Origin of the sequence: Pseudomonas sp. EA_65y_Pfl2_P74, assembly GCF_963970575.1 — a bacterium.
GTDB lineage: Bacteria > Pseudomonadota > Gammaproteobacteria > Pseudomonadales > Pseudomonadaceae > Aquipseudomonas > Aquipseudomonas baetica_A.
On the sequence record NZ_CAXAOQ010000006.1, the window covers coordinates 198,639 to 225,369 of the forward strand.

General features: G+C 59.7%; 22 protein-coding genes and 1 pseudogene. All 23 read left to right on the forward strand.

The genetic code is table 11. The annotated features are described in order from the left end of the window. The first annotated feature begins 336 nt into the window (after positions 1-336). Positions 337-2,562, forward strand: coding sequence for an NADP-dependent isocitrate dehydrogenase (locus AACY18_RS06680; protein WP_339434114.1), 2,226 nt, complete (start codon positions 337-339; stop codon positions 2,560-2,562). A 213-nt stretch (positions 2,563-2,775) separates the two neighbouring features. Further along, positions 2,776-3,222, forward strand: a complete 447-nt coding sequence (locus tag AACY18_RS06685) for an NUDIX hydrolase (protein WP_339434115.1) — start codon at positions 2,776-2,778, stop codon at positions 3,220-3,222. Positions 3,223-3,281: 59 nt separating this feature from the next. Further along, complete coding sequence (gene mnmA, locus AACY18_RS06690; RefSeq protein ID WP_339464580.1) at positions 3,282-4,406, forward strand: tRNA 2-thiouridine(34) synthase MnmA; 1,125 nt, start codon at positions 3,282-3,284, stop codon at positions 4,404-4,406. Beyond that, positions 4,403-5,026 carry a high frequency lysogenization protein HflD gene (hflD, locus tag AACY18_RS06695; RefSeq protein WP_221730384.1) on the forward strand — a complete coding sequence of 208 codons (624 nt, stop codon included), beginning with the start codon at positions 4,403-4,405 and terminating at the stop codon, positions 5,024-5,026. Before mnmA ends, hflD begins: the two co-directional genes overlap by 4 nt. A gap of 127 nt (positions 5,027-5,153) precedes the next feature. Then, positions 5,154-6,524, forward strand: coding sequence for an adenylosuccinate lyase (gene purB, locus AACY18_RS06700; protein WP_339434117.1), 1,371 nt, complete (start codon positions 5,154-5,156; stop codon positions 6,522-6,524). A gap of 86 nt (positions 6,525-6,610) precedes the next feature. Continuing rightward, the gene (locus AACY18_RS06705; protein ID WP_339434118.1) at positions 6,611-7,780 is read left to right on the forward strand and encodes a ribosomal protein uL16 3-hydroxylase; all 1,170 of its coding nucleotides are present in this window, start codon (positions 6,611-6,613) and stop codon (positions 7,778-7,780) included. Further along, on the forward strand, positions 7,773-8,198 hold the full coding sequence (locus tag AACY18_RS06710) for a GNAT family N-acetyltransferase (protein WP_007920197.1): 426 nt from the start codon (positions 7,773-7,775) through the stop codon (positions 8,196-8,198). Before AACY18_RS06705 ends, AACY18_RS06710 begins: the two co-directional genes overlap by 8 nt. A 239-nt stretch (positions 8,199-8,437) precedes the next feature. Then, positions 8,438-9,175 (forward strand): secretin N-terminal domain-containing protein, encoded by a 738-nt coding sequence (locus tag AACY18_RS06715; protein ID WP_339434119.1) that lies wholly within the window; start codon positions 8,438-8,440, stop codon positions 9,173-9,175. A gap of 475 nt (positions 9,176-9,650) precedes the next feature. Then, positions 9,651-10,976, forward strand: a complete 1,326-nt coding sequence (aceA, locus tag AACY18_RS06720) for an isocitrate lyase (protein ID WP_016775277.1) — start codon at positions 9,651-9,653, stop codon at positions 10,974-10,976. A 553-nt stretch (positions 10,977-11,529) separates the two neighbouring features. Continuing rightward, positions 11,530-11,943, forward strand: coding sequence for an NADH-quinone oxidoreductase subunit A (locus AACY18_RS06725; RefSeq protein WP_003223812.1), 414 nt, complete (start codon positions 11,530-11,532; stop codon positions 11,941-11,943). Positions 11,944-11,953: 10 nt separating this feature from the next. Further along, entirely contained in the window at positions 11,954-12,628 is a 675-nt protein-coding gene (locus AACY18_RS06730; RefSeq protein ID WP_221730388.1) for a NuoB/complex I 20 kDa subunit family protein, read from the forward strand. A 73-nt stretch (positions 12,629-12,701) separates the two neighbouring features. Beyond that, positions 12,702-14,486: an NADH-quinone oxidoreductase subunit C/D gene (gene nuoC / locus AACY18_RS06735; protein WP_339434120.1), complete on the forward strand. Its 1,785-nt coding sequence runs from the start codon at positions 12,702-12,704 to the stop codon at positions 14,484-14,486. 2 nt (positions 14,487-14,488) lie between these two features. Continuing rightward, positions 14,489-14,986, forward strand: coding sequence for an NADH-quinone oxidoreductase subunit NuoE (gene nuoE, locus AACY18_RS06740; protein WP_007920186.1), 498 nt, complete (start codon positions 14,489-14,491; stop codon positions 14,984-14,986). Continuing rightward, complete coding sequence (gene nuoF, locus AACY18_RS06745) at positions 14,983-16,338, forward strand: NADH-quinone oxidoreductase subunit NuoF (RefSeq protein WP_339464581.1); 1,356 nt, start codon at positions 14,983-14,985, stop codon at positions 16,336-16,338. Before nuoE ends, nuoF begins: the two co-directional genes overlap by 4 nt. Positions 16,339-16,474: 136 nt before the next feature. Next, a complete protein-coding gene (gene nuoG, locus AACY18_RS06750; protein ID WP_339434121.1) occupies positions 16,475-19,189 on the forward strand; it encodes an NADH-quinone oxidoreductase subunit NuoG in 2,715 nt (904 codons plus the stop codon). Beyond that, the gene (nuoH, locus tag AACY18_RS06755) at positions 19,186-20,193 is read left to right on the forward strand and encodes an NADH-quinone oxidoreductase subunit NuoH (protein ID WP_339434122.1); all 1,008 of its coding nucleotides are present in this window, start codon (positions 19,186-19,188) and stop codon (positions 20,191-20,193) included. The genes nuoG and nuoH overlap by 4 nt, the downstream gene beginning before the upstream one ends. 11 nt (positions 20,194-20,204) lie before the next feature. Then, a complete protein-coding gene (nuoI, locus tag AACY18_RS06760; protein ID WP_221610035.1) occupies positions 20,205-20,753 on the forward strand; it encodes an NADH-quinone oxidoreductase subunit NuoI in 549 nt (182 codons plus the stop codon). A 9-nt stretch (positions 20,754-20,762) separates the two neighbouring features. Next, positions 20,763-21,263 (forward strand): NADH-quinone oxidoreductase subunit J, encoded by a 501-nt coding sequence (gene nuoJ / locus AACY18_RS06765; RefSeq protein WP_339434123.1) that lies wholly within the window; start codon positions 20,763-20,765, stop codon positions 21,261-21,263. A gap of 3 nt (positions 21,264-21,266) precedes the next feature. After that, entirely contained in the window at positions 21,267-21,575 is a 309-nt protein-coding gene (gene nuoK, locus AACY18_RS06770; protein ID WP_003223790.1) for an NADH-quinone oxidoreductase subunit NuoK, read from the forward strand. Then, positions 21,572-23,425: an NADH-quinone oxidoreductase subunit L gene (nuoL, locus tag AACY18_RS06775; protein ID WP_339434124.1), complete on the forward strand. Its 1,854-nt coding sequence runs from the start codon at positions 21,572-21,574 to the stop codon at positions 23,423-23,425. Before nuoK ends, nuoL begins: the two co-directional genes overlap by 4 nt. Before the next feature lie 39 nt (positions 23,426-23,464). Further along, entirely contained in the window at positions 23,465-24,997 is a 1,533-nt protein-coding gene (gene nuoM, locus AACY18_RS06780; protein ID WP_339434125.1) for an NADH-quinone oxidoreductase subunit M, read from the forward strand. Positions 24,998-25,004: 7 nt separating this feature from the next. Next, the gene (nuoN, locus tag AACY18_RS06785; RefSeq protein WP_008082842.1) at positions 25,005-26,468 is read left to right on the forward strand and encodes an NADH-quinone oxidoreductase subunit NuoN; all 1,464 of its coding nucleotides are present in this window, start codon (positions 25,005-25,007) and stop codon (positions 26,466-26,468) included. 116 nt (positions 26,469-26,584) lie between these two features. Further along, positions 26,585-26,731 (forward strand): annotated as a pseudogene (locus AACY18_RS06790) (IS5/IS1182 family transposase); the annotation flags it as partial.

Sequence of the window (26,731 nt, forward strand, 5' to 3'; positions counted from 1 at the left end):
ATTGCGCAAGACTCTACGCCCCACCCTGCCCTGCGACCTTTAGACCAATGGACGAGAATCGTTGCATATGAACCATCGGCAGATTGCCAGCTACCTATGTATAATGCCGCCCGCTGACCAAAGGGTCACGACGGCTGGCCTCTCTAGCACGAGACTTTCCGCCTGTTTGGTTGAACTGTTACCGCAGTCCGACTGCTTGACGCTCAACGATGCACCCAACATCACCGCGAAGAATCTCGACATTCGGTTCATGGATGACTTTGAACGAACGCGCTTACCCGGCGCCCCTCGAGTTTCTGCGCACGCTTTAGCAAAGAAGAGAGAGTTAATCCGAATATGCCCACCCGCTCGAAGATCATCTATACCTTCACCGACGAAGCTCCAGCCCTCGCCACCTATTCCCTGCTGCCGATCATCGAGGCTTACACCGCCTCGGCCGATATCGCCGTGGAAACCCGCGATATCTCTCTTGCAGCACGCATTCTGGCCAGCTTCCCCGAGCAACTGGGCGACAAAGCCGTAGCCGATCACCTCGCCGAACTGGGCGACCTGGCCGTTACGCCTGAAGCCAATATCATCAAGCTGCCGAACATCAGCGCTTCGGTTCCACAACTGCAAGCCGCGATCAAAGAGCTGCAAGCTCAGGGTTACAACCTGCCGGACTACCCGGAAACCGTAACCAGCGATGCCGACAAAGACGCCAAGGCGCGTTACGACAAAGTCAAAGGCAGCGCCGTGAACCCGGTTCTGCGTGAAGGCAACTCCGACCGCCGCGCTCCGCTGTCGGTCAAGAACTACGCTCGCAAGCACCCGCACAAAATGGGCGCATGGGCCAAAGACTCCAAGTCCCACGTTGCTCACATGAGCACCGGCGATTTCTACGGCAGCGAAAAAGCCGCCCTGATCGACGCCGCTGACGCTGTGAAAATCGAGCTGATCGCCAAAGACGGCACCACGACCGTCCTGAAAGAAAAAACCACCGTTCAGGCTGGCGAGATCCTCGACTGCGCCGTGTTGAGCAAAAACGCCCTGCGCGCGTTCATCGCCGCAGAAATCGAAAGCGCCAAGGCACAAGGCGTGCTGCTGTCGGTTCACCTCAAAGCGACCATGATGAAGGTCTCCGACCCGATCATGTTCGGCCAGATCGTTGCCGAGTTCTATAAAGACGCGCTGACCAAGCACGCTGACGTGCTGGCCCAGATCGGCTTCAACCTGAACAACGGCATCGGCGATCTGTACGCTCGTATCAAGGCCCTGCCTAGCGATCAGCAAGCGCAGATCGAAGCCGACATGGCAGCGGTCTACGCCGCTCGTCCATCGCTGGCGATGGTCAACTCCGACAAAGGCATCACCAACCTGCACGTGCCGAGCGACGTTATCGTCGACGCCTCGATGCCAGCGATGATCCGTGACTCCGGCAAGATGTGGGGCACCGACGGCCAGTTGCACGACACCAAGGCTGTGATCCCGGATCGCTGCTACGCGACCATCTACCAGGCTGTGATCGAAGACTGCAAAGCCAATGGCGCCTTCGACCCGACCACCATGGGCAGCGTGCCAAACGTCGGCCTGATGGCGAAGAAAGCCGAAGAGTACGGCTCGCATGACAAGACCTTCCAGATCAAGGCTGACGGCGTGGTTCGCGTGACCGACAGCAAAGGCACCCTGCTGATGGAACAGGCTGTTGAAGCTGGCGACATCTTCCGCATGTGCCAGACCAAAGACGCGCCGATCCAGGACTGGGTCAAACTGGCCGTCAACCGCGCTCGCGCCAGCAGCACTCCAGCCATTTTCTGGCTCGATCCGATGCGCGCTCACGACGGCGTAGTGATCGAGAAAGTTCAGGCTTACCTGAAGGATCACGACACTGCCGGTCTGGACATCCAGATCATGGCGCCGGTCGACGCGATGAAGTACACCCTGCAGCGCACCCGCGAAGGCAAGGACACCATTTCGGTGACCGGCAACGTACTGCGCGACTACCTGACCGATCTGTTCCCGATCATGGAACTGGGCACCAGTGCCAAGATGCTGTCGATCGTGCCGCTGATGAACGGCGGTGGCCTGTTCGAAACCGGCGCCGGCGGTTCGGCACCGAAGCACGTGCAGCAACTGGTTGAAGAGAACTTCCTGCGCTGGGATTCGCTGGGCGAATTCCTGGCTCTGGCGGCATCCCTCGAGCATTTGGGTGTGAACTACAACAACCCGAAAGCGCTGGTTCTGTCCAAGACTCTGGATCAGGCCACTGGCCAGTTCCTCGACAACAACAAGTCTCCATCGCGCAAAGTCGGCAACATCGACAACCGCGGCAGCCACTTCTATCTGGCGATGTACTGGGCTCAGGCCCTGGCTGCCCAGACCGAAGACGCTGCACTGCAAGCGCAGTTCGCGCCCCTGGCTAAAACCCTGACCGAGAACGAAGCAACCATCGTTGCCGAGCTCAACGCCGTGCAGGGCAAGCCAGTGGACATCGGCGGTTACTACCACGCCAATGCCGAGCTGATCAGCAAGGCCATGCGCCCAAGCGCAACCTTCAACGCGGCGGTTGCTGCGCTGGTTTAAGGTTGTAATGCTGTAAAGAAGCCCCGGCCCAGTGCCGGGGTTTCTTTTTGTGGCGCTGGCCCATTTATCCTTGAGACACGACCCCATGTGGGAGCGGGCTTGCTCGCGAATGCATTGGATCAGTCAATAAAGATGTTGAATGACAAACCGTATTTGCGAGCAAGCCTGCTCCCACAGGGGATCAGGTTTCAACCAATAGATTGAGGAAGATTTATGGAATGGCTCCCCCACATCACCGTCGCCACCATCGTCGAGAACAACGGCCGCTTCCTGATGGTCGAAGAGCACAAGGCCGGGCGCAACGTACTCAATCAGCCTGCCGGCCATCTCGACCCGAACGAAACCCTGATCGAAGCTGCCATTCGCGAAACCCTTGAGGAAACTGGCTGGGACGTCGAACCCACCGGCGTCATCGGCATTTACCTGTACACCGCACCGAGCAACGGTGTCACCTACCAACGCGTGTGCTTCAGCGCCAAAGCCGTGAAGCACCACCCGGATTGCCCGCTCGACGACGGCATCGTCGGCGCCAAGTGGCTGACCCGCGACGAATTAATCGCCCAGCGCGATAACTGGCGCAGCGAGCTGATCATCCGCTGCATCGATGATTATCTGGCCGGCCATCACTTCGGCCTCGAACTGATCCGCCCTTCTCTTTAGCCTTGAGGCCGTGAGCCTGATAGAATCGCGTCCTTTTTCAAGACACTCATTGAATCCCTATGCGTGATCCAGCCCCTTCTGACACATCCAAGAAGCGCGTCATTGTCGGCATGTCCGGCGGCGTGGACTCTTCCGTTTCCGCTCTCCTGCTGATCGAGCAGGGCTTTGAAGTGGAAGGCCTGTTCATGAAGAACTGGGAAGAAGACGACGGAACGGAATATTGCACCGCCATGGACGACCTGGCGGACGCTCAGGCCGTGTGCGACAAGATCGGCATCAAACTGCACACTGCCAACTTCGCCGCCGAGTACTGGGACAACGTGTTCGAGCACTTCCTGGCCGAATACAAGGCCGGTCGCACGCCGAACCCGGACATCCTGTGCAACCGCGAGATCAAGTTCAAGGCGTTCCTGGACTACGCCATGATGCTCGGCGCCGACCTGATTGCCACCGGCCACTACGTGCGCCGCCGTGACATCGATGGCCGCACCGAACTGCTCAAGGGCCTCGATCCGAACAAGGATCAAAGCTACTTCCTGCACGCCGTCGGCGGCGAACAGATCGCCAAGACCCTGTTCCCGGTCGGCGAGCTGGAAAAACCGGCAGTCCGCGCCATTGCCGAAAAATACGAGCTGGCGACCGCCAAGAAGAAGGATTCCACCGGGATCTGCTTCATCGGCGAGCGTCGTTTCAGCGACTTTCTCAAGCAATACCTGCCGGCACAACCGGGCGAGATCAAAACCACCGAAGGCGAAGTCATCGGCCGTCACCACGGCTTGATGTACCACACCATCGGCCAGCGCCAGGGCCTGGGCATTGGCGGTTTGAAAGATGCGGGCGATGAGCCGTGGTACGTGCTGCGCAAGGATCTGGACAACAACGAGCTGATCGTCGGCCAAGGCAACAACCACCCATGGCTGTTCTCCAGCGCCCTGCACGCCTCGGAAATCTATTGGGTCAACCCGATCGATCTGAGCCAGCCGCTGCGCCTGACCGCCAAAGTGCGTTACCGCCAAAGCGACCAGGCCTGCACCCTGGAAAAAACCGCCAGCGGTTACCGCGCAGTGTTCGACGAGCCGCAACGCGCGGTGACGCCGGGCCAGTCCGTGGTGTTCTATGACGGTGAAATCTGCCTCGGCGGCGGCGTGATCGAAGTCGCCGAGCCGTGGAGCGGCCAGGCATGAACCCGACTCAGGAGCAACTGACGGCGCTGGGCGGCGTGTTTCTCGCAGCCGTGCTGGTCGACCGGATCGCCAAGACCGGCCAGACCAACGAGGCCGGCCTGAGCTGCATGCTCGGCAGCCTGCTGGTGCGCGACCCGAAAGACACGCTGGACGTGTACGGCGGCGACGATATCAATCTGCGTGAAGGCTACCGCGCACTGATCGGCGCGCTTGAACGCGACCCGAGCACCTTGCAGCGCGAGCCATTGCGCTATGCCCTGTCGATGCTCGGTCTTGAGCGGCAACTGGCCAAGCGTGACGACATGCTCGACACCATCGGCAAGCGCCTGCCGCAGATCCAGTCGCAAGTTGAGCACTTCGGCCCGGCCCACGAAAACGTGGTTGCCGCGTGCGGCGCGCTGTACCAAGACACCCTGAGCACTTTGCGCCAGCGGATTCAGGTGCATGGCGACATGCGCAACCTGCAACAGCCGAGCAATGCCTCGAAAATCCGCGCCCTGCTCTTGGCCGGTATCCGTTCAGCACGCCTGTGGCGCCAGCTCGGCGGGCATCGCTGGCAGTTGGTGATCAGCCGGCGCAAGCTGCTCAAAGAGCTGTATCCGTTGATGCGCAGCGAGTAAATCGTCGCGCAATAAAAGCTTTGTAGTCTGTAACGCGTAATACGCCGGTCAGTTGGCGACGGACCGGCGGATTTTTTCATGTATGATACGCGCCCCATTTCGTTGCCCGACTGTCCGAGAACACCCCATGCAGCTCTCTTCGCTCACTGCGGTTTCCCCTGTAGACGGCCGCTACGCCGGCAAAACCCAGGCCCTGCGCCCGATTTTCAGCGAGTACGGCCTGATCCGTGCCCGCGTCCTGGTTGAAGTGCGCTGGCTCCAGCGCCTGGCCGCCCACGCCGGCATCCCGGAAGTGCCAGCCTTCTCCACCGAGGCCAACGCCGTTCTCAATGAACTGGCTGAAAACTTCTCGCTGGAGCACGCCGAACGCGTCAAAGAGATCGAGCGCACCACCAACCACGACGTCAAGGCGATCGAATACCTGCTCAAGGAGCAGGCGGCCAAGTTGCCGGAGCTGGCCAAAGTCAGCGAGTTCATCCACTTTGCCTGCACCAGCGAAGACATCAACAACCTGTCCCACGCGCTGATGCTGCGCGAAGGCCGTGACGACGTGATGCTGCCGCTGATGCGCCAAACCGCCAACGCCATCCGCGAACTGGCCATCCGTTTCGCTGACGTGCCGATGCTGTCGCGTACCCACGGTCAACCGGCTTCGCCGACCACGCTGGGTAAAGAACTGGCAAACGTGGTTTACCGTCTCGAGCGTCAGATCACTCAAGTCGCTGCGGTGCCACTGCTGGGCAAGATCAACGGCGCTGTCGGCAACTACAACGCCCACCTGTCGGCCTACCCGCAGATCGACTGGGAAGCCAACGCCCGCGCCTTCATCGAAGACGAGCTGGGCCTGGGTTTCAACCCGTACACCACGCAGATCGAACCGCACGACTACATCGCCGAGCTGTTCGACGCCATTGCGCGCTTCAACACCATCCTGATCGACTTCGACCGTGACATCTGGGGCTACATTTCCCTGGGTTATTTCAAACAGCGCACCATCGCTGGCGAAATCGGTTCGTCGACCATGCCGCACAAGGTCAACCCGATCGACTTCGAAAACTCCGAAGGCAATCTGGGTATCGCCAACGCACTGTTCCAGCACTTGGCGAGCAAACTGCCAATCTCTCGCTGGCAGCGCGACCTGACCGACTCCACCGTACTGCGCAATCTCGGCGTCGGCTTCGCTCACAGCGTGATCGCTTACGAAGCCAGCCTCAAAGGCATCAGCAAGCTTGAGCTCAACGAGCAGAAGATTGCTGCCGACCTCGACGCTTGCTGGGAAGTATTGGCTGAGCCGATCCAGACCGTGATGCGCCGCTACAACATCGAAAACCCGTACGAAAAGCTGAAAGAACTGACCCGCGGCAAGGGCATCAGCCCTGAAGCACTGCAGACTTTCATCGACGGTCTGGACATGCCAGCCGAAGCGAAAGCCGAGCTCAAGCAACTGACCCCGGCCAACTACATCGGTAACGCTGTAGCGCAAGCCAAACGCATCTGATCGACCGCTTGACCCGTTTGAGACGCCCGGCCGCGCCGGGCGTTTTTATTCCCGTCTGAAAAGTGCTTTTTTTCAATAGGTTACATATGAATTCCGATATTCCTCTTCAACTTCTGGGCGGCCTCACGGCGCGCGAATTCCTGCGCGACTACTGGCAGAAAAAGCCACTGCTGATCCGTCAGGCGATTCCTGATTTCGAAAGCCCGATCGACGCCGACGAACTGGCCGGCCTGGCCCTGGAAGAAGAAGTCGAGTCGCGCCTGGTGATCGAGCACGGCGAGCGCCCATGGGAACTGCGTCGCGGCCCGTTCGCTGAAGACGAATTCAGCAAGCTGCCGGAAAAAGAGTGGACCCTGCTGGTCCAAGCGGTCGACCAGTTCGTGCCAGAAGTCAGCGAACTGTTGGAAAACTTCCGCTTCCTGCCGAGCTGGCGCGTCGACGACGTGATGATCAGCTTCGCCGCGCCGGGTGGCAGCGTCGGTCCGCACTTCGATAACTACGACGTGTTCCTGCTGCAGGGTCACGGCAAGCGCAACTGGAAAATCGGCCAGATGTGCGACTCCGAGAGCCCGCTGCTGCAACACGCGGATCTGCGCATCCTCGCCGAATTCCACGAAACCGAAGAGTGGGTTCTGGAACCGGGCGACATGCTCTACCTGCCGCCGCGCCTGGCCCACTGCGGCGTGGCCGTGGATAACTGCATGACCTACTCGGTCGGCTTCCGCGCCCCAAGCGCCTCTGAAGTACTGACCCACTTCACCGACTTCCTCAGCCAGTTCCTGACTGACGAAGAGCGCTACACCGATGCCGACGCGCAGCCGGCCAGCGACCCGCACCAGATTCAACACGACGCACTGGATCGCCTGAAAGCCCTGCTCGCCGAACACATGAGCGACGAACGCCTGTTGCTGACCTGGTTCGGCCAGTACATGACCGAGCCACGCTACCCGGAACTGGTGGCCGGCCCGGAAGATGTCGAAGAAGAAGACTTCCTCAGCGCTCTGCAAGATGGCGCCGTGCTGGTCCGCAACCCAAGCGCGCGTCTGGCCTGGTCGGAAGTCGATGACGATCTGCTGCTGTTCGCCAGTGGCCAGAGCCGTTATCTGCCAGGCAAGCTGCGCGAACTGCTGAAACTGATCTGCGCCGCCGACGCCTTGCACACCGACAACCTCGGCGAGTGGCTGAGCGATGAAGACGGTCGCGGCCTGCTGTGTGAACTGGTCAAGCAAGGCAGCCTGGGGTTTGCCGATGAATAAAATTCGCGTACGTGTCGCAGACTGGCAGAAGGACATCGCCGAGATCCGGCGCATTCGTGAAACGGTGTTTATCGCCGAACAATCGGTACCACCTGAACTTGAGTGGGACGCGGATGACGCGACCGCCGTGCATTTTCTGGCATTCGAAGGCGACTTTCCGATCGGCACTGCGCGCCTGCTGCCCGATGGGCACATTGGTCGCGTGTCGGTACTCAAAGACTGGCGCGGCATGAAGGTCGGTGACGCCCTGATGCAAGCGGTCATCGCTGAAGCTGAAGAGCGCGGCCTGAAGCAGCAGATGCTCAGCGCACAGGTGCAGGCCACGGCGTTCTACGAGCGTCTTGGCTTCAACCTGGTCAGCGAGGAGTTCCTGGAAGCAGGGATTCCGCATGTCGATATGGTTCGCCACTCGGCGTGATACCGCAGCGCGGCTTTCGCGAGCAAGCCGCCCCACCGGGAATCTCCAGCGAACACAGCTTTTGTGCCCAGCAGAGATCGACTGTGTGCCGGCTTGCTCGTGAAGAGGCCCTTGAGCGCATCTCAAAACGCCCCGCCATCCACCGATGACGGGGCGTTTTGCTGTCTACGATTCAACTTGCCCCACCCCAGGCCGACAAACTGGCAATATCAAGCCTTTCAAAAGCGGAGATAACGGACATGTCCCTACGCACCCTGCTCACCACCCTGCTGCTCGGTTGCAGCTTATCGGTGATGGCGGCCACTGAAATCGTGCCCCTCAAGTACCGCACCAGCGCCGACATGCTGCCGATGGCGCAAGACTTCATGAGCAAAGACGGTCAGGTCAGCGCCTATGGCAATCAACTGATCATCAAGGCCGAGCCGGACAAGATCCAGGAACTCAAGGCACTGATCACCCAACTCGATACCGCCCCCAAACGCCTGCTGATCACTGTCGATACCAACGAAAACAACCAGCAGAACACCGGCGACCAACAGACCCGGATCATCAACTACAGCACCGCCAGCCGTGATGGCGGCATTCAGCAGATTCAGGCCAGCGAAGGTGCACCGGCACTGATCCAGGTCGGCCAGAGCGTGCCGATCACCAGCAGCCAGAGCAACTCGTACGGCGACTACAGCAGCCAGACGCAATATCGCAACGTCACACAGGGCTTTTATGTCACCGCCAGCGTCACCGGCGACATCGTTCATCTGTCAATCAGCACCAATCGTGACCGCATGAGCCAGGAACGTCCCGATGTAGTGAACGTACAAAGTACCGACACAACGGTCAGCGGTCGCCTTGGCGAATGGATCACCCTCGCCGGGATAAACCGTGAAACCCAGTCCGACAAACAGAGCCAGAGCCGCAGCTACGCGACTCAAGGCCGGGATGACATGACTTTACGGGTGAAAGTCGACGCTTTGGACTAAAGCACCGAAAATTGACTGATTAGTCGTATTAGACGAAAGATGTAGTGCTTTAAAAAAAGCACTACAAAACGTTTGACGAGGCAAAAAAGCGAAGGCATGATGGCCTCGCTCCCGCTAATCAGAGGCCCTGGCAAGGGCCTTCGAAACGATGTTCGCACCCACCCCGCGAACCGCTTCGTGTCTGTACCGCCCACAAGGTGTGTTTGACGAGGTTGCCGACTGGAACGAAGTTGTCCCGAGGGACGGAAGCGTAATTGGGTAACCCGGCATCACACTGCAGTTCGTATAAAGGCCCACGACGCCCGAATGCGCCCGCCAGTTGCGCCTTTACCTGCTCACTTCCCCTCGAGCCCATCGTTCATCCCGTCGCCTACCCCGCCGAATCCGACTTGAGCACCTAAGCTTCTGGTCAGCGAGCGCAGGAATTTTCCACCGCAGAACAACTTTTCATAAAGACGCGACGAGGTTTATCTCCATGGCACTGACACGCGAACAGCAAATTGCAGCCCTTGAAAAAGACTGGGCTGAAAACCCGCGCTGGAAAGGCGTGACACGCACTTACTCCGCTGCTGACGTCGTCCGTCTGCGTGGCTCGGTTCAACCTGAGCACACCTTTGCGAAAATGGGCGCCGAGAAGCTGTGGAACCTGGTCACCCAGGGTGCCAAGCCGTCCTTCCGCCCAGAGAAAGACTTCGTCAACTGCATGGGCGCCCTGACCGGCGGCCAGGCTGTTCAGCAGGTCAAAGCCGGCATCCAGGCGATCTACCTGTCGGGCTGGCAGGTGGCTGCGGACAACAACTCCGCCGAATCGATGTACCCGGATCAGTCGCTGTACCCGGTGGACTCGGTGCCAACCGTGGTCAAGCGCATCAACAACTCGTTCCGACGTGCTGACCAGATCCAGTGGAAAGCCGGCAAGAACCCGGGCGACGATGGCTACATCGACTACTTCGCGCCAATCGTGGCGGACGCTGAAGCCGGTTTCGGCGGCGTTCTGAACGCATACGAGCTGATGAAGAGCATGATCGAAGCAGGCGCCGCCGGCGTTCACTTCGAAGACCAACTGGCTTCCGTGAAAAAATGCGGTCACATGGGCGGCAAAGTACTGGTTCCTACCCAGGAAGCCGTGCAGAAGCTGACCGCTGCGCGTCTGGCTGCCGACGTTGCCGGTACGCCGACCATCATTCTGGCCCGTACCGACGCTAACGCTGCTGACCTGCTGACCTCCGATTGCGACCCGTATGACCAGCCGTTCGTGACTGGCGAGCGCACTCAGGAAGGCTTCTACAAGGTCCGTGCCGGTCTGGACCAGGCAATTGCCCGCGGCCTGGCTTACGCGCCGTACGCCGACCTGATCTGGTGCGAAACCGCCAAGCCGGATCTGGAAGAAGCCCGTCGTTTCGCTGAAGCGATCAAAAAGGAATACCCGGACCAACTGCTGTCGTACAACTGCTCGCCTTCCTTCAACTGGAAGAAAAACCTGGACGACGCGACCATCGCCAAGTTCCAGCGCGAACTGTCCGCCATGGGCTACAAGCACCAGTTCATCACCCTGGCCGGCATTCACAACATGTGGCACAGCATGTTCAACCTGGCGCACGACTACGCCCGCAACGACATGACTGCCTACGTGAAGCTGCAAGAGCAGGAATTCGCTGATGCTGCCAAGGGTTACACCTTCGTCGCCCACCAACAGGAAGTGGGCACCGGCTACTTCGACGACATGACCACCGTGATTCAGGGTGGCTCGTCTTCGGTAACCGCGCTGACCGGTTCGACCGAAGAAGAGCAGTTCCACTGATCTGCTTCACCTGAGCAAACGGCCGTTGCGGGCCGGATAGAAAGCTAACCGCAACGCCGCACATCTGACGCCCCGACTGGTTTGGGGCGTTTTTTTTTGCCCGCAAACATCTCAAAGGCTCCCACAGGTTTTGTGTAGGACCTTTCTGAAAAAACATTGATCCAGAGCGCTATGGACGTCAGAAAAATCGTTTAAAACGGGCGATACCGCTACTTGCAGTAACGGGCATATAAGACAACTTCCTGATTACTGCCCCGCTAAACAGTTTAAAAATCACTCCAAACGATATCAATTATCATTTCGAAGTAACTATGTTCGTTACATTTCCCACAAAACATAATTCGCAGAAACCCGGCTAATGCCCGCTATGCTTGGGCTACGGGGCATTCGAGGTGCGCTATGTCCTTATTCCAATAAATAATTTCGCTATAGGAATTTTACTTGCAGGGTGTTTAGCCATAAAATCAGCGCGATTGATTGCTGCGACATATCGTCACTGCTTTATTTCTTTATCAAGCTCAGAGACCTTTGCTCTCTGTTAAGGATTACCAGCATGCCCGAAGCGACAGGACTCATGGCCCACAACTGGGGCTTTGCCATTTTCCTTCTGGGTGTAGTCGGCCTGTGTGCCTTCATGCTCGGTGTCTCCAGCCTCCTCGGGTCAAAAGCCTGGGGCCGCAGCAAAAATGAACCGTTCGAGTCCGGCATGCTACCTACCGGTGGCGCCCGCTTGCGGCTCTCAGCCAAATTCTATCTGGTCGCGATGCTGTTCGTGATCTTCGATATCGAAGCCCTCTTTCTCTTTGCATGGTCTGTGTCCGTCCGCGAAAGCGGCTGGACCGGATTCGTCGAAGCTCTCGTTTTCATAGCAATTCTGTTGGCAGGTCTTGTCTACCTGTTCCGAGTGGGCGCCCTTGACTGGGCTCCGGAAGCTCGTCGCAAGAGGCAAGCGAAGCTGAAACAATGAGGCTTTGGCAATGCAATACAATCTCACCAGGATCGACCCCGATGCTCCTAACGAGCAGTATCCGATTGGCGAACGGGAAACCGTTTCCGATCCGTTAGAGGATCAAGTTCACAAAAACATTTTCATGGGCAAGCTGGAAGACGTGCTGAGTGGCGCGGTCAACTGGGGACGCAAGAACTCCCTGTGGCCGTACAACTTTGGCTTGTCGTGCTGCTACGTGGAAATGACCACCGCCTTCACGGCGCCCCACGACATCGCGCGCTTTGGCGCCGAAGTGATTCGGGCATCGCCGCGTCAAGCCGACTTCATGGTTATCGCCGGAACCTGCTTCATCAAGATGGCGCCGATCATCCAGCGTCTCTACGAGCAGATGCTCGAGCCGAAGTGGGTGATTTCCATGGGTTCGTGCGCCAACTCCGGCGGCATGTACGACATCTACTCTGTGGTTCAAGGGGTGGACAAGTTCCTGCCCGTGGACGTCTACGTACCTGGCTGCCCTCCTCGTCCGGAAGCATTTCTGCAAGGCTTGATGCTCTTGCAGGAATCGATTGGCAAGGAGCGTCGTCCGCTTTCCTGGGTCGTTGGCGATCAAGGCGTATATCGCGCCGACATGCCTTCGCAGAAGGATGCGCGCCGCGAACAGCGAATCGCAGTCACCAACCTGCGCAGCCCTGACGAAGTCTGATCCAGATCTGTTCTGACAAAGAAACGAGAAGCTGGCTTCATTCTTTACGTTGACCGAAAGCGAAAAAATAACCATGACTACAGGCAGCGCTCTGTACATCCCGCCTTACAAGGCAGACGACCAGGATGTGGTCGTTGAATTGAACAACCGTTTTGGCGCCGAAGCGTTCACCGCTCAGTCGACCCGCACCGGTATGCCGGTGCTGTGGGTGGCGCGCGCCAAACTCGTCGAAGTCCTGACTTTCCTGCGCAACCTGCCCAAGCCGTACGTCATGCTCTATGACCTGCACGGCGTGGACGAGCGTCTGCGCACCAAGCGTCAAGGGCTGCCTTCGGACGCCGAATTCACCGTGTTCTATCACCTCATGTCGCTTGAGCGTAATAGTGACGTGATGATCAAGGTCGCCTTGTCCGAAAGCGACCTGAGCTTGCCGACCGTCACCAGCATCTGGCCAAACGCCAACTGGTACGAGCGCGAAGTCTGGGACATGTACGGCATCGACTTCAAAGGCCACCCGCACCTGTCGCGCATCATGATGCCGCCGACCTGGGAAGGTCACCCGCTGCGCAAGGACTTCCCGGCGCGCGCCACCGAATTCGATCCGTACAGCCTGAACCTGGCCAAACAACAGCTTGAGGAAGAAGCCGCGCGCTTCCGCCCTGAAGACTGGGGCATGAAGCGTTCCGGGCCGAACGAGGACTACATGTTCCTCAACCTGGGGCCGAACCACCCTTCGGCTCACGGTGCGTTCCGCATCATCCTGCAACTGGACGGTGAAGAGATCGTCGACTGCGTGCCGGACATCGGTTACCACCACCGTGGCGCCGAGAAGATGGCCGAGCGTCAGTCCTGGCACAGCTTCATTCCTTACACCGACCGTATCGACTACCTCGGCGGTGTGATGAACAACCTGCCGTACGTGCTCTCGGTCGAGAAGCTGGCCGGCATCAAGGTGCCAGAGAAGGTCGACGTCATCCGCATCATGATGGCCGAGTTCTTCCGGATCACCAGCCACCTGCTGTTCCTGGGTACTTACATCCAGGACGTTGGTGCGATGACCCCGGTGTTCTTCACCTTCACCGACCGCCAGAAGGCTTACACGGTGATTGAAGCCATTACCGGTTTCCGTCTGCACCCGGCCTGGTACCGCATCGGCGGCGTCGCACACGACCTGCCACGCGGCTGGGAAAAACTGGTGAAAGATTTCGTTGAATGGCTGCCAAAACGCCTCGACGAATACACCAAGGCGGCACTGCAGAACAGCATCCTCAAAGGTCGTACCATCGGCGTTGCCCAGTACAACACCAAAGAAGCCCTGGAATGGGGCGTCACCGGTGCGGGCCTGCGTTCGACCGGTTGCGACTTCGACCTGCGTAAAGCGCGTCCATACTCCGGCTACGAAAACTTCGAGTTCGAAGTGCCGCTGGCGGCCAATGGCGATGCCTATGATCGCTGCATGGTCCGCGTCGAAGAGATGCGCCAAAGCATCAAGATCATCGACCAGTGCATGCGCAACATGCCGGAAGGCCCGTACAAGGCGGATCACCCGCTGACCACGCCGCCGCCCAAAGAACGCACGCTGCAGCACATCGAAACCCTGATCACGCACTTCCTGCAAGTTTCGTGGGGCCCGGTCATGCCGGCCAACGAATCCTTCCAGATGATCGAAGCGACCAAGGGCATCAACAGTTATTACCTGACGAGCGACGGCGGCACCATGAGCTACCGTACCCGGATCCGCACTCCAAGCTTCCCGCATCTGCAACAGATCCCTTCGGTGATCAAAGGCAGCATGGTCGCGGACATGATTGCGTACCTGGGTAGTATCGACTTCGTTATGGCCGACGTGGACCGCTAAGCATGAACAGCACGCTTATCCAGACAGACCGTTTCACCCTCAGTGAAACCGAGCGCTCGGCCATCGAGCACGAGCTGCATCACTACGAAGACCCGCGCGCGGCGTCGATCGAAGCCTTGAAGATCGTTCAGAAAGAACGCGGCTGGGTGCCAGATGGCGCCTTGTACGCGATCGGCGAGATCCTCGGCATTCCGGCCAGCGACGTTGAAGGTGTGGCGACGTTCTACAGCCAGATTTTCCGTCAGCCGGTCGGCCGTCACATCATTCGCGTCTGCGACAGCATGGTCTGCTACATCGGCGGCCACGAGTCGGTGGTCAGCGAAATCCAGAACAATCTGGGCATCGGCCTGGGTCAGACCACCACCGACGGTCGTTTCACCCTGCTGCCTGTCTGCTGCCTCGGCAACTGCGACAAGGCACCGGCGCTGATGATCGACGACGACACCTTTGGTGATGTGCAGCCTGCTGGCGTTGCCAAACTGCTCGAGGGCTACGTATGACCCTGACATCTTTCGGCCCGGCCAACCGCATCAAGCGTTCGGCCGAGACTCACCCGCTGACCTGGCGTCTGCGTGACGACGGCGAAGCCGTATGGCTCGACGAATACCAGGCCAAGAACGGTTACGCCGCTGCGCGCAAAGCCTTCGCCGACATGGCTCAGGACGACATCGTCCAGACCGTGAAAGACGCAGGCCTCAAAGGTCGCGGCGGTGCAGGCTTCCCCACTGGCGTGAAGTGGGGCCTGATGCCCAAAGACGAATCCATCAACATCCGCTACCTGCTGTGCAACGCGGATGAAATGGAGCCCAACACCTGGAAGGACCGCATGCTGATGGAGCAACTGCCCCATCTGCTGATCGAAGGCATGCTGATCAGTGCTCGCGCACTGAAAACCTACCGTGGCTACATCTTCCTGCGTGGCGAATACACCACCGCCGCCAAGCACCTCAACCGTGCCGTGGAAGAAGCCAAGGCAGCAGGCCTGCTGGGCAAGAACATTCTGGGCAGCGGTTTTGATTTCGAACTGTTCGTCCACACCGGCGCCGGGCGTTACATCTGCGGTGAAGAAACCGCACTGATCAACTCCCTCGAAGGCCGCCGTGCCAACCCGCGCTCCAAGCCGCCCTTCCCTGCCGCCGTGGGCGTGTGGGGCAAGCCGACGTGCGTGAACAACGTTGAAACCCTGTGCAACGTGCCGGCGATCATTGCCGACGGCGTTGACTGGTACAAATCGTTGGCCCGCGAAGGCAGCGAAGACATGGGCACCAAGCTCATGGGCTTCTCCGGCAAGGTGAAGAATCCTGGCCTGTGGGAACTGCCGTTCGGCGTGACCGGTCGCGAGCTGTTCGAAGACTACGCCGGCGGCATGCGCGACGGCTTCAAGCTCAAGGCCTGGCAGCCAGGTGGCGCCGGTACCGGTTTCCTCCTGCCAGAACACCTCGACGCACAAATGTATGCCGGCGGCATCGCCAAAGTGGGCACCCGTATGGGTACCGGCTTGGCGATGGCGGTGGACGACAGCGTCAACATGGTCTCGCTGCTGCGCAACATGGAGCAATTCTTCGCTCGCGAATCCTGCGGTTTCTGCACCCCGTGCCGTGATGGCTTGCCATGGAGCGTCAAGCTCTTGATGGCCATCGAACAAGGTCGCGGTCAGCCAGGCGACATCGAGACCCTGCTGGGTCTGGTCAACTTCCTCGGCCCGGGCAAGACCTTCTGTGCTCACGCACCGGGTGCCGTGGAACCGTTGGGCAGTGCCATCAAATACTTCCGTCCAGAGTTCGAAGCCGGTATCGCGCCAGTCAGCGCCGCCGTCCCGCCTCTGGCAAGGCCGATCGTAATCGGCGCGTAAACGCTTAAAAAGGCGAAGGGTCCGTGCCCTTCGCCTTTCGTCCGATGACGCCTTTCGGGGCTGACTGGATTCGGACGGATAACAAGATTCCATTAGCCACGCCCGCTGACACCGGGCCAACGAAGACCTTTGAACCATGGCCACTATCCACGTAGACGGCAAAGCGCTCGAAGTCGACGGGGCAGACAACCTGTTACAGGCATGTCTGTCGCTGGGCCTCGACATCCCTTATTTCTGCTGGCACCCCGCGCTTGGTAGCGTCGGGGCCTGCCGCCAGTGTGCGGTCAAGCAGTACACCGACGAGAACGACACCCGTGGTCGCATCGTCATGTCCTGCATGACACCTGCCACCGACAACACCTGGATCTCCATCGACGATGAAGAATCCAAGGCGTTCCGCGCCAGTGTTGTTGAATGGCTGATGACCAACCACCCGCACGACTGCCCTGTGTGCGAAGAAGGCGGTCATTGCCACCTGCAAGACATGACCGTGATGACCGGCCACAACGAGCGCCGTTATCGCTTCACCAAACGCACCCACCAGAACCAGCAACTGGGCCCGTTCATTTCCCACGAAATGAACCGCTGCATCGCTTGCTACCGCTGCGTGCGTTTCTACAAGGACTACGCCGGCGGCACCGACCTCGGGGTGTTCGGCGCCCACGACAACGTGTACTTCGGTCGCGTTGAAGACGGCACCCTCGAAAGCGAGTTCTCCGGCAACCTCACCGAGGTCTGCCCGACCGGTGTGTTCACCGACAAGACTCACTCCGAGCGCTACAACCGTAAATGGGACATGCAGTTCGCGCCGAGCATCTGCCATGGCTGCTCGAGCGGTTGCAACATCTCTCCGGGCGAGCGCTACGGCGAACTGCGTCGCATCGAAAACCGTTTCAACGGTTCGGTGAACCAGTACTTCCTGTGCGACCGTGGCCGTTTCGGTTATGGCTACGTCAACCGCACCGACCGTCCACGTCAGCCGCTGCTGGCCGACGGCACGAAACTGGGCCTGGATCAGGCGCTGGACAAGGCTGCCGATCTGCTGCGCGGGCGCAACATCGTCGGTATCGGTTCGCCGCGTGCCAGCCTCGAAAGCAACTACGCGCTGCGTGAACTGGTTGGCGCCGAGCACTTCTACTCCGGTATCGAAGCGTCCGAACTGGAGCGCATCCGTCTGGTTCTGCAAGTGCTCAAAGACAGCCCGTTGCCCGTGCCGAACATGCGCGACATCGAAGACCACGACGCCGTATTCGTCCTCGGTGAAGACCTGACCCAGACCGCCGCCCGTATGGCCCTGGCCCTGCGTCAGTCGGTCAAAGGCAAGGCTGAAGACATGGCCGAAGCCATGCGCGTCCAGCCATGGCTCGACGCCGCTGTGAAAAACATCGGTCAGCACGCGCTGAACCCGCTGTTCATCGCCAGCCTGGCTGAAACCAAGCTCGACGACATCGCCGAAGAGTGCGTTCACGCCGCTCCCGACGATCTGGCGCGCATCGGTTTCGCCGTGGCTCACGCTCTGGATGCCAGCGCCCCTGCCGTTGAAGGTCTGGACGCTGAAGCTCTGGAACTGGCCAAGCGCATTGCCGACGCCCTGATCAAAGCCAAGCGTCCGCTGATCATCGCCGGTACTTCGCTGGGCTCCAAAGCCCTGATCGAAGCGGCGGCAAACATCGCCAAGGCTCTGAAGCTGCGCGAGAAGAACGGCTCGATCAGCCTGATCGTGTCGGAAGCCAACAGCCTCGGTCTGGCCATGCTCGGTGGCGAATCGGTGGATGCTGCGCTGCAAGCCGTGATCGACGGCCAGGCTGACGCCATCGTCGTGCTGGAAAACGACCTGTACACCCGCACCTCGAAAGCCAAGGTCGATGCCGCACTGAACGCTGCGAAAGTGGTGATCGTTGCCGACCATCAGAAGACCGCCACCAGCGACCGCGCGCATCTGGTTCTGCCGGCGGCCAGCTTCGCTGAAGGCGACGGTACGCTGGTCAGCCAGGAAGGTCGCGCCCAGCGCTTCTTCCAGGTTTTCGACCCGCAATACATGGACGCAAGCATTCTGGTTCACGAAGGCTGGCGCTGGCTGCACGCCCTGCGCTCGACCCTGCTGAACCAGCCGATCGACTGGACGCAACTGGACCACGTCACCGCGGCCGTGGCGTCGAGCACCGAGCAACTGGCACGTATCGTCGACGCTGCACCGTCTGCTGCGTTTCGCATCAAGGGTCTGAAACTGGCGCGTGAGCCGCTGCGTTATTCCGGTCGCACCGCGATGCGCGCCGACATCAGCGTTCACGAACCGCGTACTCCGCAAGACAAAGACACCGCGTTCGCCTTCTCCATGGAAGGTTACTCGGGCTCCGTCGAACCGCGTCAGCAGGTGCCATTCGCCTGGTCGCCGGGCTGGAACTCGCCGCAGGCCTGGAACAAGTTCCAGGACGAAGTCGGTGGTCACATCCGCGCTGGCGACCCGGGTACCCGCCTGATCGAAAGCACCGGTGATTCGCTGAACTGGTTCGCTGCCGCTCCACGTGCGTTCAACCCGGCGCCGGGCACCTGGCAAGCCGTGCCGTTCTTCCACCTGTTCGGCAGCGAAGAGAACTCTTCGAAAGCCGCTCCGGTACAAGAGCGCATTCCGGCGCCATACGTTGCACTGGCCAAGTCCGAAGCCGATCGTCTGGGCGTCAACGACGGTGCCCTGCTGAGCCTGAACGTGGCCGGCCAGACCCTGCGTCTGCCATTGCGTATCAATGAAGAACTGGGCGCAGGTCTGGTGGCATTGCCTGCGGGCATCGCTGGCATTCCACCGGCATTCGCCGGCGTATCCGTCGACGGTCTGCAGGAGGCAGCGCAATGACCTGGTTCACCCCTGAAGTGATCGATGTGATCCTCTCGGTCGTCAAAGCCATCGTGATTCTGCTGGCCGTTGTGGTCGCGGGTGCGTTGCTCAGCTTTGTCGAACGTCGCCTGCTGGGCTGGTGGCAGGACCGTTACGGTCCGAACCGCGTTGGCCCGTTTGGTATGTTCCAGATCGCCGCCGACATGCTCAAGATGTTCTTCAAGGAAGACTGGACCCCGCCGTTTGCCGACAAAGTGATCTTCACTTTGGCGCCGGTGGTGGCCATGTCCGCCCTGCTGATCGCGTTTGCGATCATCCCGATCACCCCGACCTGGGGCGTGGCGGATCTGAACATCGGCCTGCTGTTCTTCTTCGCCATGGCCGGTCTGTCGGTCTACGCGGTGCTGTTCGCCGGCTGGTCGAGCAACAACAAGTTCGCCCTGCTCGGCAGCTTGCGTGCCTCGGCGCAGACCGTGTCCTACGAAGTGTTCATGGGCCTGGCCCTGATGGGCATCGTGGTTCAGGTCGGCTCGTTCAACATGCGCGACATCGTCGAGTACCAGGCGCAGAACCTGTGGTTCATCATTCCGCAGTTCTTCGGCTTCTGTACCTTCTTCATTGCTGGCGTCGCCGTGACTCACCGTCACCCATTCGACCAGCCAGAAGCGGAACAGGAACTGGCCGACGGTTACCACATTGAATACGCCGGTATGAAATGGGGCATGTTTTTCGTCGGTGAATACATCGGCATCATCCTGATCTCGGCGCTGCTGGTCACCCTGTTCTTCGGTGGCTGGCACGGTCCGTTCGGCATCCTGCCGCAACTGGCGTTCGTCTGGTTCGCACTGAAGACCGCGTTCTTCATCATGCTGTTCATCCTGCTGCGCGCTTCCATTCCGCGTCCGCGTTATGACCAGGTGATGGATTTCAGCTGGAAATTCTGCCTGCCACTGACCCTGATCAATTTGCTGATAACCGCTGCGGTTGTGTTGTGGAACACACCTGCGGTTGCGGTTCAGTGAGGATTTGACCCATGTTCAAATATATTGGCGACATCGTTAAGGGTACTGGTACCCAGTTGCGCAGCCTGGTCATGGTCTTCGGCCATGGCTTTCGCAAGCGTGACACCCTGCAATATCCGGAAGAGCAGGTCTACCTGCCGCCACGCTACCGTGGCCGCATCGTCCTGACCCGTGACCCCGATGGCGAAGAGCGTTGCGTTGCCTGCAACCTCTGCGCCGTGGCTTGCCCGGTGGGTTGCATCTCGCTGCAGAAAGCGGAAACCGAAGACGGTCGCTGGTACCCGGACTTCTTCCGTATCAACTTCTCGCGCTGCATTTTCTGCGGTCTCTGCGAGGAAGCCTGCCCGACCACCGCGATCCAGCTGACGCCGGATTTCGAGATGGCCGAGTTCAAACGTCAGGACCTGGTGTACGAGAAAGAAGATCTTTTGATCTCTGGCCCCGGCAAAAACCCTGATTACAACTTCTATCGTGTTGCAGGTATGGCAATCGCTGGCAAGCCCAAAGGCAGCGCGCAGAACGAAGCCGAACCGATCAACGTGAAGAGCTTGCTGCCTTAAGGAAGAACGATGGAATTCGCTTTCTATTTCGCATCGGGTATCGCTGTTGTGTCCACGCTACGCGTGATCACCAACACCAACCCTGTGCACGCCCTGCTCTACCTGATCATCTCGTTGATAGCCGTGGCCATGACCTTCTTCGCACTCGGCGCGCCGTTCGCCGGCGTGCTGGAAGTGATCGCCTACGCCGGCGCCATCATGGTGCTGTTCGTGTTCGTGGTGATGATGCTGAACCTGGGCCCGGCCTCGGTTCAGCAGGAACGTACCTGGCTCAAGCCCGGCATCTGGGCAGGGCCGGTGATTCTCGCAGCCTTGCTGCTGGCCGAACTGCTGTATGTGCTGTTCGCTCACCAGAGCGGTCAGGCCATCGGCCACACCACCGTCGATGCAAAAGCCGTGGGCGTCAGCCTGTTCGGCCCGTATCTGCTGGTGGTCGAACTCGCCTCGATGCTGCTGCTCGCCGCAGCCGTCACGGCGTTCCATTTGGGCCGTAACGAGGCGAAGGAGTAAGACATGCCTGCTATCCCTCTCGAACATGGATTAGCCGTCGCCGGCATCCTGTTCTGCCTTGGTCTGGTCGGCCTGATGGTCCGCCGCAACATTTTGTTCGTGTTGATGAGTCTGGAAGTAATGATGAACGCCTCGGCACTGGCGTTCATTGTTGCAGGCGCCCGTTGGGGCCAGCCGGATGGACAGATCATGTTCATCCTGGTGATCAGCCTTGCAGCCGCCGAGGCCAGTATTGGTCTGGCGATCCTGCTGCAACTGTATCGCCGCTTCCACACGCTCGATATCGACGCTGCCAGTGAGATGCGCGGATGAATCTTATCTTTCTGACTTTCGTATTCCCTCTGATCGGTTTCCTGCTGCTGTCGTTCTCCCGTGGACGCTGGTCGGAAAACCTCTCGGCGCTGATCGGCGTGGGTTCCATTGGCTTGTCGGCGATTGTCGCCGCCTACGTCATCTGGCAATTCAACGTCGCGCCACCCGAAGGCGGTCACTACACGCTGGTACTGTGGAAGTGGATGGCGGTCGAAGGCTTCAAGCCTGACTTCGCCCTCTACGTCGATGGCCTGTCGATCACCATGCTCGGCGTGGTTGTCGGTGTAGGTTTCCTGATCCACCTGTTCGCGTCCTGGTACATGCGCGGCGAAGCGGGTTACTCGCGCTTCTTCTCGTACACCAACCTGTTTATCGCCAGCATGCTGTTCCTGGTACTGGGCGATAACCTGTTGTTCCTGTACTTCGGCTGGGAAGGCGTGGGCCTGTGCTCGTACCTGTTGATCGGTTTCTACTACAGCAACCGCAACAACGGGAACGCCGCACTCAAGGCCTTCATCGTGACCCGCATCGGCGACGTGTTCATGGCCATCGGCCTGTTCATCCTGTTCCAGCAAGTGGGCACGTTGAACATCCAGGAACTGCTGGTGCTGGCACCGCAGAAATTCCAGGTCGGCGATTTCTGGATCACGTTGGCGACCCTGATGCTGCTGGGCGGTGCGGTCGGTAAATCGGCACAACTGCCACTGCAAACCTGGCTCGCGGACGCGATGGCTGGCCCGACGCCGGTTTCGGCACTGATCCACGCTGCCACCATGGTAACCGCCGGTGTCTACCTGATCGCCCGTACCCACGGTCTGTTCACCCTGGCGCCGGACATCCTGCACCTGGTTGGCATCGTGGGCGGTGTGACGCTGGTGCTGGCAGGTTTCGCAGCACTGGTGCAAACCGACATCAAACGTATCCTCGCCTACTCGACCATGAGCCAGATCGGCTACATGTTCCTGGCGTTGGGCGTCGGTGCATGGGATGGCGCGATTTTCCACCTGATGACCCACGCCTTCTTCAAGGCCCTGCTGTTCCTGGCTTCCGGTGCGGTGATCGTTGCCTGCCACCACGAGCAGAACATCTTCAAGATGGGCGGTCTGTGGAAGAAACTGCCACTGGCCTACGCCAGCTTCATCGTCGGCGGCGCGGCGTTGTCCGCCCTGCCACTGTTGACCGCAGGCTTCTACTCCAAGGACGAAATCCTCTGGGAAGCGTTCGCCAGCGGCAATCACGGCTTGCTCTATGCCGGCCTGGTCGGTGCGTTCATGACCTCGCTGTACACCTTCCGCCTGATCTTCATCACGTTCCACGGTGAAGCCAAGACCGAAGCTCACGCCGGTCACGGCATCGCTCACTGGCTGCCACTGTCGGTGCTGATCGTATTGTCGACATTCGTCGGCGCCATGATCGTGCCACCGCTGCACGGCGTACTGCCGCAAAGCGTTGGTCATGCGGGTGGCGAAGCCAAGCACAGCCTGGAAATCGCGTCGGGCGCCATCGCCCTGGCCGGTATCCTGCTGGCGGCCCTGCTGTTCCTCGGCAAGCGTCGCTTCGTGACGGCAATCGCCAACAGCGGCATCGGCCGTTTCCTTTCGGCCTGGTGGTTCGCTGCCTGGGGCTTCGACTGGATCTACGACAAACTGTTCGTCAAGCCTTACCTTGCGATCAGCCACGTACTGCGCAAAGACCCGCTCGACCAGACCATCGGTCTGATCCCGCGTATGGCCAAGGGCGGTCACACTGCCCTGAGTCGCACCGAGACCGGTCAACTGCGTTGGTATGCGGCTTCCATGGCTGCTGGTGCCGTGCTGGTAATCGGCGCCATCGTGCTGGTAGCGGTCTGATATGAACCTTGCGAATTTGCGAAAGGAAACGAGCCCGTCATGATTCTGCCTTGGCTAATCCTGATCCCCTTCATCGGCGGCCTGCTGTGCTGGATGGGTGAGCGCTTCGGCGCTACCCTGCCCCGCTGGATTGCGCTGTTGACCATGACCCTGGAACTCGCCCTCGGCCTCTGGCTGTGGGCCCACGGTGACTATTCATTTGCTCCGGCGCCTGGCGCCGATCCGACCTGGGCGCTTGAGTTCAAGCACGTCTGGATCCAGCGCTTCGGCATCAACGTGCACCTGGCCCTCGACGGCCTGTCGCTGTTGATGATCCTGCTGACCGGCCTGCTGGGTATCCTCTCGGTACTCTGCTCGTGGAAAGAGATTCAACGTCACGTTGGCTTCTTCCACTTGAACCTGATGTGGATCCTGGGCGGCGTTGTCGGCGTGTTCCTCGCCCTCGACCTGTTCATGTTTTTCTTCTTCTGGGAAATGATGCTGGTGCCGATGTACTTCCTCATCGCGCTCTGGGGTCACAGTTCTTCGGACGGCAAGAAAACCCGGATCTACGCCGCCACCAAGTTCTTCATCTTCACTCAGGCGTCCGGCCTGATCATGCTGGTGGCGATCCTTGGTCTGGTGCTGGTCAACTTCAACAACACCGGCGTGATTACCTTCAACTACGCCGACCTGTTGAAAACCAAGATGTCGATGACCACCGAGTACATCCTGATGCTCGGCTTCTTCATCGCCTTCGCGGTCAAGCTGCCGGTCGTACCGTTCCACTCGTGGTTGCCTGATGCCCACGCCCAGGCGCCGACTGCCGGTTCCGTCGACCTCGCCGGTATCTTGCTGAAAACCGCGGCCTACGGTCTGCTGCGTTTCGCCCTGCCGCTGTTCCCGAATGCCTCGGCCGAGTTCGCGCCGATCGCCATGACCCTTGGTCTGATCGGGATCTTCTACGGTGCGTTCCTCGCTTTCGCGCAAACCGACATCAAGCGTCTGATCGCCTTCTCGTCCGTTTCCCACATGGGCTTCGTGTTGATCGGCATCTACTCCGGCAGCCAACTGGCGCTGCAAGGTGCAGTGATCCAGATGCTCGCGCACGGTGTATCGGCGGCGGCACTGTTTATCCTCAGCGGTCAGTTGTACGAGCGTCTGCACACTCGTGACATGCGTGAGATGGGCGGTGTGTGGTCGCGTATCGCTTATCTGCCAGCGATCAGCCTGTTCTTCGCAGCCGCTTCGTTGGGTCTGCCGGGTACCGGTAACTTTGTCGGTGAGTTCCTGATCCTGATCGGCTCCTTCGCGAGCTGGCCGTGGATTACTGCGATTGCCACTTCCGGCCTGGTGTTCGGCTCGGTCTATTCGCTGATCATGATCCACCGTGCTTATTTCGGTCCGTCCAAATCGGATTCGATCCTGCACGGCATGGACGCTCGCGAACTGATCATGGTGCTAGGCCTTGCGGTGTTGCTGATCTACATCGGCGTCTACCCGCAACCGTTCCTCGACACTTCTGCCGCCACGATGCATGGCGTTCAGCAGTGGCTCGGCACCGCCTTCACTCAACTCGCTTCGGCCCGGTAAGAGCGCTATGGAATTTACGATTCAACACTTTATTGCGCTTGCGCCACTGTTGATCACCAGCCTCACCATTATCGTGGTGATGCTGGCAATCGCCTGGCGCCGCAACCACTCGCAGACCTTCCTGATCTCGGTGGCTGGTCTGAACCTGGCCTTGCTGTCGATCCTGCCAGCCCTGAAAGTCGCGCCTCTGGCCGTAACGCCATTGCTGCAAATCGACTCGTTCGCTTGCCTGTACATGGCGCTGATCCTGGTCGCCACCCTCGCTTGCGTCACCCTCGCCCACGCCTACCTGGGCGATGGCGGTTCGGGTTACCCGGGCAACCGTGAAGAACTGTACCTGCTGATCCTGATGGCCGCCGCCGGTGGTCTGGTTCTGGTCAGCGCGCAGCACCTGGCCGGTTTGTTCATCGGTCTGGAACTGCTCTCGGTACCGGTTTACGGTCTGGTGGCCTACGCCTTCTTCAACAAGCGTTCGCTGGAAGCCGGCATCAAATACATGGTGCTGTCGGCCGCCGGTTCCGCGTTCCTGTTGTTTGGTATGGCGCTGCTGTACGCAGACTCCGGTTCGCTGAGCTTCGTCGGTATCGGTCAAGCGCTGGCCGCGACCGGCCTGCCAAGCTCGCTGGCGCAACTGGGCCTGGGCATGATGCTGATCGGTCTGGCGTTCAAGCTGTCGCTGGTACCGTTCCACCTGTGGACGCCGGACGTGTATGAAGGTGCTCCAGCACCGGTGGCTGCGTTCCTTGCGACCGCTTCAAAAGTGGCCGTGTTTGCGGTGATGGTGCGTCTGTTCCAGATCTCCCCTGCCGCGAGCAGTGGTGTACTGAGCGACGTGCTGACCGTCATCGCGATTGCCTCGATCCTGTTCGGTAACCTGCTGGCCTTGACCCAGAGCAACCTCAAGCGTCTGCTCGGTTACTCGTCCATCGCGCACTTCGGCTACCTGCTGATTGCACTGGTGGCGAGCAAGGGTCTGGCAGTGGAAGCCATCGGCGTCTACCTGGTCACCTACGTGATCACCAGCCTCGGCGCGTTCGGCGTGATCACTCTGATGTCCTCGCCGTACAACGGCCGCGACGCCGATGCACTGTATGAGTACCGCGGCCTGTTCTGGCGCCGTCCGTACCTGACCGCCGTACTGACCGTGATGATGCTGTCCCTGGCCGGTATCCCGCTGACCGCAGGCTTCATCGGCAAGTTCTACATCATCGCCACCGGTGTCGAATCGCACCAATGGTGGCTGGTAGGTTCGCTGGTACTGGGCAGCGCCATCGGCGTGTTCTACTACCTGCGCGTGATGGTCACCCTGTACCTGATCGAGCCGAACCTGCGCCGCCACGATGCGCAATTGCACTGGGAACAGAAGGCAGGCGGCGTGATGCTGCTGGCCATCGCCCTGGTTGCGTTCTTCCTCGGCGTTTACCCGCAACCATTGCTGACACTGGTGCAGCAGGCGGGTCTGGCTGGCTGATTGTTCGGCTGGCTAGACATGAAAACGGCACCTTCGCAGACTGTGTGAAAACCTAGCAATCTGCGCAGCGCTCAATGAAAATGCTCCGTATCGAAAGATACGGAGCATTTTTCGTTATGGCCTACATCCAAGGAGTGTCCCGCAGCCAGACCAGCGTGTTCCCGGCCTCGCTGGAGGAACTGATCCCCGAGGATCACCTCGTTCGTGTGATCGACCTCTACGTCGCCAAGCTGGATCTGGTGCAACTGGGCTTTGACAAAGCG

What these genes read in the sequence shown, in the direction of transcription:
- AACY18_RS06730 (WP_221730388.1), top strand. Translation starts at nt 11,954, where the DNA reads ATGCAATACAATCTCACCAGGATCGACCCCGATGCTCCTAACGAGCAG.
- nuoC (WP_339434120.1), top strand. Translation starts at nt 12,702, where the DNA reads ATGACTACAGGCAGCGCTCTGTACATCCCGCCTTACAAGGCAGACGAC.
- nuoN (WP_008082842.1), top strand. Translation starts at nt 25,005, where the DNA reads ATGGAATTTACGATTCAACACTTTATTGCGCTTGCGCCACTGTTGATC.
- nuoK (WP_003223790.1), top strand. Translation starts at nt 21,267, where the DNA reads ATGCCTGCTATCCCTCTCGAACATGGATTAGCCGTCGCCGGCATCCTG.
- nuoE (WP_007920186.1), top strand. Translation starts at nt 14,489, where the DNA reads ATGAACAGCACGCTTATCCAGACAGACCGTTTCACCCTCAGTGAAACC.
- hflD (WP_221730384.1), top strand. Translation starts at nt 4,403, where the DNA reads ATGAACCCGACTCAGGAGCAACTGACGGCGCTGGGCGGCGTGTTTCTC.
- AACY18_RS06725 (WP_003223812.1), top strand. Translation starts at nt 11,530, where the DNA reads ATGCCCGAAGCGACAGGACTCATGGCCCACAACTGGGGCTTTGCCATT.
- AACY18_RS06685 (WP_339434115.1), top strand. Translation starts at nt 2,776, where the DNA reads ATGGAATGGCTCCCCCACATCACCGTCGCCACCATCGTCGAGAACAAC.
- nuoJ (WP_339434123.1), top strand. Translation starts at nt 20,763, where the DNA reads ATGGAATTCGCTTTCTATTTCGCATCGGGTATCGCTGTTGTGTCCACG.
- AACY18_RS06680 (WP_339434114.1), top strand. Translation starts at nt 337, where the DNA reads ATGCCCACCCGCTCGAAGATCATCTATACCTTCACCGACGAAGCTCCA.
- purB (WP_339434117.1), top strand. Translation starts at nt 5,154, where the DNA reads ATGCAGCTCTCTTCGCTCACTGCGGTTTCCCCTGTAGACGGCCGCTAC.
- nuoI (WP_221610035.1), top strand. Translation starts at nt 20,205, where the DNA reads ATGTTCAAATATATTGGCGACATCGTTAAGGGTACTGGTACCCAGTTG.
- nuoF (WP_339464581.1), top strand. Translation starts at nt 14,983, where the DNA reads ATGACCCTGACATCTTTCGGCCCGGCCAACCGCATCAAGCGTTCGGCC.
- mnmA (WP_339464580.1), top strand. Translation starts at nt 3,282, where the DNA reads ATGCGTGATCCAGCCCCTTCTGACACATCCAAGAAGCGCGTCATTGTC.
- AACY18_RS06705 (WP_339434118.1), top strand. Translation starts at nt 6,611, where the DNA reads ATGAATTCCGATATTCCTCTTCAACTTCTGGGCGGCCTCACGGCGCGC.
- nuoL (WP_339434124.1), top strand. Translation starts at nt 21,572, where the DNA reads ATGAATCTTATCTTTCTGACTTTCGTATTCCCTCTGATCGGTTTCCTG.
- nuoH (WP_339434122.1), top strand. Translation starts at nt 19,186, where the DNA reads ATGACCTGGTTCACCCCTGAAGTGATCGATGTGATCCTCTCGGTCGTC.
- aceA (WP_016775277.1), top strand. Translation starts at nt 9,651, where the DNA reads ATGGCACTGACACGCGAACAGCAAATTGCAGCCCTTGAAAAAGACTGG.
- nuoM (WP_339434125.1), top strand. Translation starts at nt 23,465, where the DNA reads ATGATTCTGCCTTGGCTAATCCTGATCCCCTTCATCGGCGGCCTGCTG.
- AACY18_RS06715 (WP_339434119.1), top strand. Translation starts at nt 8,438, where the DNA reads ATGTCCCTACGCACCCTGCTCACCACCCTGCTGCTCGGTTGCAGCTTA.
- AACY18_RS06710 (WP_007920197.1), top strand. Translation starts at nt 7,773, where the DNA reads ATGAATAAAATTCGCGTACGTGTCGCAGACTGGCAGAAGGACATCGCC.
- nuoG (WP_339434121.1), top strand. Translation starts at nt 16,475, where the DNA reads ATGGCCACTATCCACGTAGACGGCAAAGCGCTCGAAGTCGACGGGGCA.